The sequence below is a fragment of the Paenalcaligenes sp. Me52 genome, assembly GCF_050487965.1.
GTDB lineage: Bacteria > Pseudomonadota > Gammaproteobacteria > Burkholderiales > Burkholderiaceae_B > Paenalcaligenes.
Window position 1 is genome coordinate 376,124 of sequence record NZ_JBKQFO010000002.1, and the last position, 11,992, is coordinate 388,115.

Consider the following 11,992-nt stretch of genomic DNA (forward strand, 5'->3'; position numbering starts at 1 on the left):
TGTGCCTATCTCTATAGCTAAATCATCAGTCACGCCTAAACACTTAGCTATATAGATAAGAGAAAGGCAGGCCAAATGGCCTGCCCTTGCTCCTTCACTGATACGACTACTATCAGTTGGAATATGCGGATTCCCCGTGCGAGGAAATATCCAATCCAGTACGTTCTTCATCTCGGGTTACTCTCCATCCAATTGCTGCATTCACAATCACGCATCCTGCTAACGTGACTACGCCAGACCATATCATGGTGATCAACACGCCTTCTGCCTGTATCCACAGTTGGTAGGGCACTTCAGAAAAGCTCGCCAAACCTGGGCCACCCAGTAACTGGGCATTGAACACGCCAGTCAACAAAGCACCAACAATGCCGCCCACACCATGAATGCCGAACACATCCAGCGCATCATCCACGTTCAGAGCATGCCGTAAACCATTGACACCCCACACGCACACTGCACCAGTTAGCGCACCAATCAGCAACGCACCAAACGGCCCGACGAACCCCGCTGCTGGCGTAATACCTACCAGCCCAGCAACAGCCCCTGATGCCGCACCCAATAACGAGGCTTTTCCTTTAGCCATGCGCTCCACTATCAACCACGCCAGAATCCCACCGGCTGCAGCGATTAGCGTATTAAAGAATGCCAACGCAGCAAGTGTGTTTGCGCCTAATGCTGAACCCGCATTAAAGCCAAACCAACCTACCCACAATAATGCCGCCCCTGTCATGGTCATCGTCAGATTATGCGGACGCAAAGCCTCGCCACGCCCATAGCCTAATCTACGCCCGGTGTACCACGCCGCCACTAAAGCAGCCATCCCCGCGTTGATGTGTACTACTGTGCCGCCTGCGAAATCTAGTGCACCACGCTCAAACAACCAGCCACCCGGAGACCACACCATATGGGCAATAGGCAAATAGGAAAAGGTCATCCAAATTGCCGTGAACAAGATCACTGCACCAAAGCGTACGCGTTCCGCAAAGCCGCCCACAATCAATGCGCAGGTAATGCCGGCGAAGGTAGCTTGGAAAGCTACAAAGCTAATTTCGGGAATACTACCAGCAACTTCAAAGGTGTTTTCAGGAAGATTAAACACCCCTGCCAAAAATACTTTTGACCAGCCACCAATAATGGCATTGCCATCGGTAAAGGCTAAGGAGTAGCCGTAGGCAAACCACAAAACTATCGCCAACCCAAAGGTTGCCAATACTTGCGTGGAGATAGACAGCACATTTTTACCGCGCACCAACCCGCCATAGAAAAGCGCTAGGCCAGGCGCGACCATCATCAGCACGAGCAGAGTCGACATACTGACCCAGGCAAAATCTGTTGAGTTCATACATATTCCTTGATAGGTAAATCATTAGTTTGGGAGGGGCGCTAAATCGCCCCATCCCCTGCCTCTTGCGTACGAATACGAACCACCTGCTCTAACGGCAGCACAAATACCTTGCCGTCGCCGATATTGCCGGTGAATGCCGCTGCGCACAGCCCCTCGATCACCCTATCGGTGTCGTGGTCGCTGACAGCAATTTCAATTCGTAGTTTGGGAAGAAAATCGACAATGTAGTCCGCACCCCTGTACTGCTCGGTGTGCCCTTTTTGTCGACCGAAGCCTCGCGCTTCGCTGATGGTCATGCCCTGAACGCCAAGCATAGACAACGCTTCTCGAACATCGTCTAACTTGAAGGGCTTAATAATGGCAGTAATCAACTTCATGATTATTTCCTCTGTTGCTCATTAAAAAGATGTGCAGGCACGCCAGGCGTGCCAGAGCTCCAGAGAAAAAATACCTTGCGATCACGAGGCCTGTTTCCAGGAATACTCGGACTCGCCAAACGCCCTATTTACTAAAATAAACACAAATAAAAAAACGCACCAGAACTTCGTGTTTACCCTTAGATTCTCGTGGTGGCGCTACTACAAAAACCACCAAAACGGCGTATATAGCATGATGATGCAACACTCTAACGGTCGTTAAAACACTCTCAAAGCTATGAAACACAACGGCATAAGAGGTAATACCTTTTTTATGCCAAAAAATAAGCTGTCTCTGCCTTGTGTTCAGGGGATGAAATTTTAGAACTCAACACCTATTTTCCCTCTTTGACAAAGCCCATCACACCATGCTGTTATTACGGAAGCTGGCGTAATACATTACGCGGCATATATATACTTTATAAACAAACAAGCAAGCGTCCTTCGCTCTAAAAAGGAGACCTTATGCAGCACATTAAAATTAAACCTGGTGCTCCATTATCTGAACAGGCAGAAATCGGTCATAACCGCTGGCACCCCGATATTCCAGAACTCACTAGCGTCAAACCCGGTGAAGAGATCATTCTGGAATGTCTGGATTTCTTAGATGCCCAGATCAAAAACACCGATAGCGTGAACGATGTACGCGATGTAGACCTAACCCGTGCTCACCCACTAACTGGTCCTGTACACGTAGAAGGCGCTGAGCCTGGCGATATTCTGGTGGTAGACCTGCTAGATATTCGCTGTATCACTCCCGTAGGTTTCTCTGGTATTTTTGCCAAAGAAAACGGCGGTGGTTTCTTGGTAGATACCTTCCCTGATGCAGACAAAGCAATTTGGGATTTGCACGGTATGTACGCCACATCCCGACACATTCCTGGTGTGCGTATTGGCGCAATGATGCACCCTGGCTTGATCGGTACACTGCCTTCTCACGATCTGCTGCGTGAGTGGAACCGTCGCGAAGCTCCTTTAGGCGCGAAGAAACAAGCCAATATGCCTTACGCCGACACAGCCGTACTGCGCGGTCTGAAAGGCGCAGAGTTTGACCGCATTGCTGCTGAAGCAGCTCGTACCGTGCCTCCACGTGAGCACGGTGGTAACTTGGACATCAAAAACCTGACCATCGGCTCACGCATTTACTTCCCTGTGTACGTAAAAGGCGCAGGTCTGTCCATGGGTGACTTGCACTTCTCACAAGGGGATGGCGAGATCTCTTTCTGTGGTGCGATTGAAATGGATGGCGCAGCACATCTGGGCTTTGATTTGATCAAAGGCGGGATGGCCAAATACGGCATCACTGCACCTATCTACGTTCCAGGCAAACACGATGTACGTTACGACGACTGGCTGAGCTTCACTGGTATCAGCGTAGAAAACCGTGTGAACACCTATCTGGACGCCACTGTTGCCTACCGACAAGCCTGTCTGGCTGCTATCGATTACATCTCTCGTGTAACTGATCTGAGCCCAGCACAAGCCTACATGCTGCTGACCGCAGCGCCTGTTGAAGGCCGTTACGGCGGCGTCGTTGACCTGCCTAACGCATCCGCATCGGTATCCATTCCTACCGGAATTTTCGATACCGATATTCTGCCAAAAGGAGCACTGAATGAAGCTGCTCGTTTCGGTCGTCCTGGTGTAAAAACCACTCGCGGGTAATCGCTACAACCCACCCTATGACGAACACGTTATAGGGTGGTCAGACTGATTAGTGAGATCACAATGCCTCTTTACGATTACGAATGCTCCCACTGTGACAGCATAGTCAGTGCATTACGTCCCATGGCACGTCGCCATGACCCCAGCACCTGTCCAGATTGCGAAACGGGTACGCTGAGCCTGAAGATTACAGCGCCTCGTAGCCTGCAATTCAAAGATGGTCCTCGTCGTGCGCTAACGCCACAGCAAGCGCTGGCAGGCCCTGATGTACGTGGCCCAGGCACACGAGCTGGCACACGCAATTCGGTATTACATAATTGCGCTGGAGCAGCCTGTGCTGTATGTGCCGCTTGATGATGGCAACCATGCCATCTCGCTATAGTCCATTACTAGGTATCAGACCCGTTTACACACGGGCCTGACCTTACATCGCTCTACAGAACGACACAGTACTGTGTAACAATACACGTGGGTAATACATTGTTGGGGTAGCAGGAATCATGCAATATGAGGCCATTCTTTTTGACTGCGATGGCGTCTTAGTAGACAGCGAACCACTGGCCTTACGACTGCTGCAAGAAATGCTAGCAGACCTAGGATGGCACCTGAGCACCGACGAGTGTGAAACGCTGTTCATCGGAAAATCTACCCGAGATGAACTGCAACTGATTCAAGCCCGCACTGGCAAAAAACTAGAACAAGACTGGATAGACGAATTCCACCTGCGGCTAATGCAATCCTTACGCCAAAAACTGGTGCCTGTACCCGGTATCATCCCTACGTTACAAGCCGTACAAGTGCACTGGGGTAAAAAAATGGCCTGCGCCTCGGCCAGTGAATATCACAAGCTGCATTTGCAATTGGATATGACAGGGCTATTGCCGTATTTTGAAGATCGCATTTTTAGCGGCGGCGATGTACCCCGCAATAAACCCTATCCAGATGTCTATCAGAAAGCCATGTCTGTACTGGGTTGTGCACCTGAGCGCTGTTTAATTATTGAAGATAGCGTGACAGGCATTACGGCTGGTGTAGCCTCTGGTGCAACCGTGTGGGCCTATGATCCTAAACACAACCCAGCTCCGCTGTTGGAGCTAGGTGTACAGCGCACATTTAATCATATGCAGGACTTACCTGCACTGCTGTCTATTGCTTACCCTTGTGATGCATCGTCACAGTAAAGACAACTACTGAGGCTAGGATTATTAGCACTGTCGTAGACCACTACAGTGCGTAGCTGCCATACCCAACGCATGTCGTAGCGTATGTCTTGCAGCTCTTTAATGGAATCGCGGGGATACACCACCCAGACCGGGCCAAAATGCCTGACAGACAAGCGCAACCCGCTCATAGAGTGCGCAAAAATCGCATCAAAACGTCTGAAATCGCTGAGTGGCACATCAATAATGTACCCGTTCAGCGCTTCCAGTCTGACGGTATCACCCACAAAGTTGAATTTGTCTAATACGCTACGTATTAAGGGTCCGCTGAATATATGAGAGCCATATGTCACTTGTGTAGACGTTTGCACTCTCTGTTCGGGGAAAGCATATAGCTCGGCATAGCTCATTGTGTAGACATGGGCCTCATCTTCGCCCGCCTTCTGACCCACAAAAGTCAGTACTACATCGTTACTATTTTCCGCCTGAGAAAGACCTGTTGTGAAGAGCATCAATAAAAAGACGCCCACACAATACCAAAGCCTTACTCTTTGCTTCGCCCCATTTGGCATATCACCCATTGCTGTCTCCGGCCGCATACAAAATGAAGCAGATAAATATTTTCGAAAATTATAAACACAGTATGGCAATTTATTGTCACACATTAAAATTATTTACAATCTTTGATGATATTAGATTCTTTTACCAGCCAGATATTAACTATTATTCACAATTAATGATTCTTATGTTTCTATCACTTCCTATTGGAGAAAAGGTATAAAACTGCCAAAAATACCTAGTCTCTATGCTGTAGATACAAGCCCTTACGTCACGGCGTATCAAAACAACAATTCCACAGCTAAGGCACATAACCATAATGTTCTACGTCTTGCGTGGCATAGCCTAACAACATTTATTGCTTGCTAGATGTTAGCAGCACACAGCTTGCTGTTACCCAACGTATCAATGCTATGTAGTCGTAACAACCCAGCCTTTGCTACAGCATTCATTCTTCACACCCTTAATCTTGTTTCTGATCTTTATTTATAATTATTTACATTCAATTTGAATTACAAATCCCTCTTCCAATTCAAATGACATATACGTATTCAATTAACAAAATTTGACAAAATCTATTACATATTTAACACACAGACATTCTCTGCAGTTTCTACAATAGAAAGGTCTTGATATGTAACAAGGAGCGAATCATGGGCTTTATCTGGATGCTACTCGTAGGCTTCATCGTAGGTTTGCTGGCACGCGCAATCATGCCAGGCAACCAAAGTATGGGCATTATCCTGACAACCGTACTGGGGATCATAGGTTCGCTAGTAGGCGGCTTTTTAGGCCAAAGCCTAGGTTTGTATCAGCAAGGCGCGCAAGTAGGCCTGATAGGCTCTGTTATCGGCGCTATCGTTGTACTCTTTATCTATGGTCTGATTAGCAAAAAAGGCTGATTACGCACCATTTACACACGCAGTCGGGCCGCCAGAGCAGCTACAGCCTGCTCTCTACGGCCTGATGCGTTTTGCATGTGCAGCATTGTGCTCCACTCAGCATGCAATCTCGCTTCGGTGAGCTCTACTGGCAAACCACCTTTGCGCCAATCTACGGCGGTGGGCGCATCAGCAAGTGGTGCTGTTGTCTCTGGCTCAGGCGAATTTTCAGTATCCAAAGCCACCACAGAGCGAGCAATAGCAATAGGTATCTGAGCCGCATGACCGCGACGCTCTAACGCATGAATTAACGCTGTTTGGCGCAATGCCAAAACACGTATCACGCTGTCATCTACCGTGAGCTCCATTTTCCCTTGCCATTTACCCAGCAAACGTTGGCCCCATTTGTCCAGACCTTGCCATACTCCACCCGCAGCGGCCCCAATCACTGTTCCGCTACCTAAGCTAAAACCCAGTGTCAGCAAATCTACCGTAGCACCTGCCAAGGCACCAGCGGCTACCCCTTTACCCATGTGTACACCCAAGTCTTTCAAGGCATCGGGATTAAACAGATCCATTTCCCAGCGCGTACCGTCTAACGACAAGGTATCTGGCAAATAGTCTCTAGAAGTGAAGTTAAATCGTTTCAGCAGTGCTTTCACGCAGCGTTCTTCGCGCTTACGTACTTGCTCTTGCATGGTACGTGTGCTTTCTTGCATAGATCGCTCATCGGGTTCGCTCACCATACGCCATGCTGCTACATCAACAAGCAAATCAGCCAATAAACGCCACGCATCTTCTAATCGTTGCGCACGCTGCTGCTGCACATTCGTGATCAGTGCCTTCAGCGTTTGGGCATGCGACTCTTTCACCAACAGCGCTAGGCGTTCGTATAGTTGCTCTTCACCATTAAGCGGTGGGGCGACCGTATCAAACTCACTAATCGCGTGTAGACCTACACTCGCCAGCGCCGCACGCCACTCATCAATACGCTGTTCTTCGCTACGCGTGAAATTCAGCACTGGCAGCAACGGTTTACCCGCCCACGCCAAAATACGCAGCTCATCTTGGTGCTTGGCTAATACTGGATCGCGCACATCAATCACATACAACCCAGCATCCGAGGCCAACAACTGCTTTACCACTCTGGCTTCTTGTTCAAAGCGACCCACGGCCTCTGGCATCTGCAAGAAACGCTCTAAAACGCTAGGGCCGTCTAGACGCTCCCCAGGCTGCACCAAACGCTCAAGGTAATCGCGCAACGCCATGCTGTCTTCGATGCCGGGTGTATCAAATAACTCCACTACAGCGTGGCCGTCATTGGTCAGTCGTACGGCTTCCACATGGCGCGTCGTCCCCGGGCTATTACGTACTTCCCCAAACTCTGTGTCTCGCGTCAACGTACGCAACAACGATGTTTTACCGGTATTGGTATGCCCAACTACCGCCAAACGTAAAAGAGAAGACTGGTTATTCATAGCTCATTAAGAATGGGGGAATAAAGACTGCAGGTTGATGTGTAGTTGTTCAGATCTAAAACCTGCTGCGCTCAACCTATCACGCCATGCTTGTAGGCGCTCTGGCTGCACATCAGTCGCGGAAGCCACCTGCAACACAATTGCGCAATATCGGCCATAGCTACTGAGTTCACCTAACCATGCCACGATTCCTCGATCGGGGGTCTGATTCGCATCACACACCAATAGCAAGTAATCAGGCGAATGCTGATGCAATAGTTGCAATAGCTGCTCACGCTGTATGCGTGTATCAACCACACCAGCATTAATCCATGTCTCAGGTATTGGCAATGGCGGCCAGCTACGGTCTTGTGGGTACTCTATCGCGGCCACACACACCGTATCGGTAGTTTGAGGAAACTCAAAGAGAGTAGGTTGAGCAATAGCTACCTGATCGGTAGGAGCTTCGGCATCAATGCCCACCCGTACATGCACTGGTAATAATCGTTCTTGCTGCTCTATCCAGCCCGGTAGCTGTCTATCTATACGCAAATGTCGTAAGCGAAAACGCACTACACCTGCACTGCATAACCACGCTACCAAACGTGGCAATAAGCCATAGCACACCAAGCAACCCAACAACCAACTGGACCACACTCGTTGATCATCCGATGTCAGGGGAGTTAAGCCATCGCTCATGCGTATTAATTCAGCAGACGGCACATCAAACCCCAGCCAACGTGGCACACTGCCCAAACTTTCTACCAACGCCACAAAGCTATCAGGTGATAGCAACGTCGTTTCCCAACCAAAGCCGTAACGTCTAGCGGACAAAGCCCACAGCAGCGCCAAAATAGCGACCAAGGTAGCCCAGAGCCAAAACGTGTGGCTAATGAGCCCCGACAACCAACGGCCTAACTTTTGGCGTACTACCACGTTTACGCCTGCGCCCAACACCAAAGTCGCCGCCTCGCCACGTGCAAAACGGCCTACTAGTTTTAAGCTCAATTTACCTAGCACACTACCTTGCTGTGCCGAATCACTTTTAAAGAAAAAACTACTTAGCCACAGCAATAGAGTCAGGACATTCAGCCCCACCAAACTCACTACGGCGGTAATCACGTTAATGTATGCACCCGCACCCAATACACCCCATACCGCACTCAAACCTGCTACCACTGCCAATACCAACCATGCAGGCAGCAACCAGCGCATTACCTGACTCAGGCGTTGATACGCCGCTACCCAACCCTCTCGCTGTGCCAACAATGCGGCTCTGAACACCAGCCTATCTTCTACGCTACCGCCTTGGGCAATGGCTCGCCGTACTTCGGCGGTATCTTCCAAAGGCCCCCAGCCACTTTCTTTCAAGCGCACGGCCTCCGCCAGACAGTGCGCCTGGAAACCCGTGGTACGTGAAGTCAATCCGTGAGTCATGTAAACCTAAAAAACAGGGGTAAACACATCAATAATGGTGCAACAGCATCGTGATGCTTACAGCAACACAGGTTCATCTGGCAAATAATTAGGCTCATCCAACAAGGACAAGGGAGGTGTGGTAGTGCGCAAAATAGTTTCTATGTCTTCTACTGCTTGAAGTAAGCCCTCAACATAGGCTTTACGGCCAAATGCTTGCTGTAATTTAGTACACACGGCTTGCCACTGTTCTGCACTCGCCGTAATACCACGGTCAGCCACAATTTCTATATAGCGCTGATCTAACGCCAAATACAACAACACACCACTGTTTAAGGGCGTATCCCATACACGTAATCGACCGAACACCTCTAAGGCACGTAAATGGCTATCCGTCTCGTGGCTAGGCATTACGGCCTCTACCGCTAAGACCAGCTCACCACTATGCCCTTGTTCGCTCGCGTGTATACGTTGCGCTACTTGATCCAGCACTTGGGCAGTGAAGTGCTTATGCCGTAACCAATGGCCTTGCACCTGTGACACACCCATCATACTTTTCAACATTCTTGCCATGGTTCCCTCCTACCAGCTGCCAGAGGCACCACCGCCCCCGCTGCCGCCACCGCCTCCGCCGCCAAAACCTCCGCCTCCGCCGAAGCCGCCGCCCCCAAAACCACCACCGCCTCCGGGGAAGTTTCCGCGACCGCGTTTACGACCATGGCTGGCTAACCCATCTAAGGCTCCGCCATATTTAGATGCCCTACCAGCACCTGAGCGACGCCCACCTGCCCCGATGACATAACCTATAAGCGAGATCACCAAACCCACAACGGCACCTAGTAATGCCAGTGGTAGGCTTTCAAACATGATGAACACAAACACGCCTGACATCAGCGCTGCCGCCGCCATAGGCATTACCAACGCAAAAAATGCCAAGGGGATCAGCACAATCGCTGGACTTTCATCGTCGCCCTCACTTTGCGATACAGGTGGCAGATTTTCGCCGCGAATTAAGCCAGCTAAGCTATCCACCCCCGACTGTATGCCTGCAGCGTAATCACCCTGTGCAAAGTAGGGTGTGATTTGCTCTCGAATAATGCGGCCGGACTGTAAGTCGGTAATGGCACCCTCTAACCCATAACCCACTTCTATGCGTAAACGTCTATCGTCCTTAGCTACCAATAGCAGTACACCGTCGTTTACCTTTTTGCGCCCTACTTTCCAGGCATCAAACACACGCCGAGCATAACTCTCGATGGTGTCGTTACCCGTTGTAGGTACTACGAGCACAAAAAGCTGCGCTCCTTTTTCCAACTGCAACGCTTGCAATTGCTGGCTCATGGCTTGCTGTTGAGCACTACTCAATGTACCCGTGGTATCAGTGACCCAATCATTCAGCTTAGGCACAGGCACAGTGGCGGCTTGCACAGGCAAACACACCACAGCCAACAACCATGCCATCAACAGGCTGCGCCAATAACGCAGCAAAACGGCGGTGTTACTACGCATAGTCATGTCCTGTCAGCGACTATCTAGCGGTTGCCGATGCGGGCAAATCAAACTTCACTTCTGGATCACGGCGAATATCGTACTCACGATCTACGCCATAGTTTTCCATCACTTTGTAGCCAAACAGTTTGGCCGTTACTACGGCTGGGAACTGACGTATATATACGTTATAAGCCTGCACCGCTTCCACGTAACGACCACGTTCGGTAGCAATGCGATTTTCTGTACCTTCCAATTGAGTCATCAAGTCGCGGAATAAGCCGTCACTTTTCAGTTGTGGATAATTTTCCGATACCGCCAACAATCTAGATAAGGCAGAGGACAACTGACCCTGTGCTTGCTGGAAACGTTCCATCACCGCTGGGTTATCTAGATCTTCTGCTGTAATTTGGATACTGCCTACACGAGCACGTGCCTCGGTGACTTCCACCAGCACACTACGCTCATTCACCATGTACGCATTCACAGAGCTTACCAATTTAGGCACTAACTCAGCCCTACGTTCGTACTGATTCAGTGTTTGCGACCACGCTGCCTTGACCTGCTCATCTAAGCGCTGAATTTCGTTGTAACCACAACCGCTGAGCAATAATGCCATCGCGGAAATCAACCATAGTCGTAAAGAGTTTTTCATGATGCTCACATGGCAAAAAAAGTAGAGAGAAAAGAGTATCGTGAGCCGCTGTGCAGAACAAGATCTCTTTACATTGGTTATCGCTTAGCGACACATTGGCTCGTCACAAAACTCGATGATACTATGACGTAGGCTCTCTGCCTTAAGCTGTCAGTACTTGTTTCACCGTAAACGACTACGCCAATGTTTGGCGCCACCTTATGATTTCTGCAATCCTTTGTGATGTAGAAGGCACCACGACAGACCTTGCCTTTGTGCATCAAACCTTGTCTCCCTATGCGAGACGCCATATCGCCAATTTTCTGCGGCAACAGCAATCGCAACCCGCCGTAAAAAGCGCACTACTCACGTTGCGTACCGAAGCTCAACTACCCTTAGCTGGGTTGGACCGGCTGATCGCCGAATTGTTGCACTATATAGATATAGACAAACCCTCTCCTGTGCTTAAACAACTACAGGCCATGATCTGGGCAGAAGGCTATATCAGCGGGCAGTTCACAGGGCATATTTACGAAGATGCCTATGAACAGATCAAACGCTGGCATAACGCTGGGCAAGCGGTGTACCTGTATTCGTCCAGCACCATTGCGGCACAAGAACTGCTGTTTGGTCATAGCGATCATGGCAATGTGTTGCCGCTCATCAACGGGCATTTCGATAGTTCGGTAGGTTCTAAACGCGATAGCAGTTCCTATCGCAGCATTCGCGAAACCTTAGGGATCCCTGCTGAACAACTGTTATATGTGTCTGCGGTACATCAAGAACTAGATGCTGCCCGCCAAGATGGTTGGCACACTGTACAAATTAGCCGCCAATCGCCAGACCGCCGTAGTACACATACACAAGTCACATCGTTCCTCGATATACCTACCCAGCAGTAACTACAGCAATTCTGTACCTACCCAGCACCATACTGTATGGTGCTGGTTTCAGCTTTGTGTATTTTTGTGA

13 protein-coding genes are annotated in these 11,992 nt (G+C 49.7%); 5 read left to right on the plus strand and 8 right to left on the minus strand.

Annotation, left to right across the window (positions count from 1 at the left end; genetic code table 11):
- Nucleotides 1–112: 112 nt before the first annotated feature.
- Together ACLO87_RS13025 and ACLO87_RS13030 are read right to left on the minus strand one after the other, a co-directional pair.
- Nucleotides 113–1,342, minus strand: a complete 1,230-nt coding sequence (locus ACLO87_RS13025; RefSeq protein WP_135865910.1) for an ammonium transporter — start codon at nucleotides 1,340–1,342, stop codon at nucleotides 113–115.
- Nucleotides 1,343–1,383: 41 nt separating this feature from the next.
- Nucleotides 1,384–1,722, minus strand: a complete 339-nt coding sequence (locus ACLO87_RS13030) for a P-II family nitrogen regulator (protein ID WP_135865908.1) — start codon at nucleotides 1,720–1,722, stop codon at nucleotides 1,384–1,386.
- Nucleotides 1,723–2,226: 504 nt separating this feature from the next.
- Between ACLO87_RS13030 and fmdA the strand changes: the two genes are divergently transcribed.
- The 3 genes from fmdA to ACLO87_RS13045 all read left to right on the plus strand — a co-directional run bounded on the left by fmdA (nucleotide 2,227) and on the right by ACLO87_RS13045 (nucleotide 4,607).
- Nucleotides 2,227–3,426, plus strand: a complete 1,200-nt coding sequence (gene fmdA / locus ACLO87_RS13035; protein ID WP_135865906.1) for a formamidase — start codon at nucleotides 2,227–2,229, stop codon at nucleotides 3,424–3,426.
- A gap of 63 nt (nucleotides 3,427–3,489) precedes the next feature.
- Nucleotides 3,490–3,780, plus strand: a complete 291-nt coding sequence (locus tag ACLO87_RS13040) for an FmdB family zinc ribbon protein (RefSeq protein WP_135865904.1) — start codon at nucleotides 3,490–3,492, stop codon at nucleotides 3,778–3,780.
- 146 nt (nucleotides 3,781–3,926) lie between these two features.
- Nucleotides 3,927–4,607 (plus strand): HAD family hydrolase, encoded by a 681-nt coding sequence (locus ACLO87_RS13045; RefSeq protein ID WP_430223934.1) that lies wholly within the window; start codon nucleotides 3,927–3,929, stop codon nucleotides 4,605–4,607.
- Here ACLO87_RS13045 and ACLO87_RS13050 read toward each other — a convergent pair.
- Nucleotides 4,580–5,098 carry a putative pterin-binding protein gene (locus tag ACLO87_RS13050; RefSeq protein ID WP_430223935.1) on the minus strand — a complete coding sequence of 173 codons (519 nt, stop codon included), beginning with the start codon at nucleotides 5,096–5,098 and terminating at the stop codon, nucleotides 4,580–4,582. The genes ACLO87_RS13045 and ACLO87_RS13050 overlap by 28 nt on opposite strands.
- A gap of 699 nt (nucleotides 5,099–5,797) precedes the next feature.
- Between ACLO87_RS13050 and ACLO87_RS13055 the strand changes: the two genes are divergently transcribed.
- Nucleotides 5,798–6,046: a GlsB/YeaQ/YmgE family stress response membrane protein gene (locus ACLO87_RS13055; protein WP_135861771.1), complete on the plus strand. Its 249-nt coding sequence runs from the start codon at nucleotides 5,798–5,800 to the stop codon at nucleotides 6,044–6,046.
- An 11-nt stretch (nucleotides 6,047–6,057) separates the two neighbouring features.
- Here the strand turns inward: ACLO87_RS13055 and ACLO87_RS13060 are convergent, their stop codons facing one another.
- The 5 genes from ACLO87_RS13060 to ACLO87_RS13080 form a co-directional block, all read right to left on the minus strand.
- Nucleotides 6,058–7,503 (minus strand): DUF3482 domain-containing protein, encoded by a 1,446-nt coding sequence (locus tag ACLO87_RS13060; protein WP_430223936.1) that lies wholly within the window; start codon nucleotides 7,501–7,503, stop codon nucleotides 6,058–6,060.
- A gap of 6 nt (nucleotides 7,504–7,509) precedes the next feature.
- Complete coding sequence (locus tag ACLO87_RS13065; protein WP_430223937.1) at nucleotides 7,510–8,859, minus strand: DUF2868 domain-containing protein; 1,350 nt, start codon at nucleotides 8,857–8,859, stop codon at nucleotides 7,510–7,512.
- Nucleotides 8,860–8,976: 117 nt separating this feature from the next.
- Nucleotides 8,977–9,471: a TPM domain-containing protein gene (locus ACLO87_RS13070; protein ID WP_135861765.1), complete on the minus strand. Its 495-nt coding sequence runs from the start codon at nucleotides 9,469–9,471 to the stop codon at nucleotides 8,977–8,979.
- A 9-nt stretch (nucleotides 9,472–9,480) separates the two neighbouring features.
- Nucleotides 9,481–10,407 carry a TPM domain-containing protein gene (locus ACLO87_RS13075; protein WP_430223938.1) on the minus strand — a complete coding sequence of 309 codons (927 nt, stop codon included), beginning with the start codon at nucleotides 10,405–10,407 and terminating at the stop codon, nucleotides 9,481–9,483.
- 19 nt (nucleotides 10,408–10,426) lie between these two features.
- Nucleotides 10,427–11,041, minus strand: coding sequence for a LemA family protein (locus ACLO87_RS13080; protein WP_135861763.1), 615 nt, complete (start codon nucleotides 11,039–11,041; stop codon nucleotides 10,427–10,429).
- Between the two features lie 200 nt (nucleotides 11,042–11,241).
- Here ACLO87_RS13080 and mtnC point away from each other — a divergent pair, with 200 nt between their 5' ends.
- Nucleotides 11,242–11,922, plus strand: coding sequence for an acireductone synthase (gene mtnC / locus ACLO87_RS13085; protein ID WP_135861762.1), 681 nt, complete (start codon nucleotides 11,242–11,244; stop codon nucleotides 11,920–11,922).
- The last annotated feature ends 70 nt before the right edge of the window (nucleotides 11,923–11,992 follow it).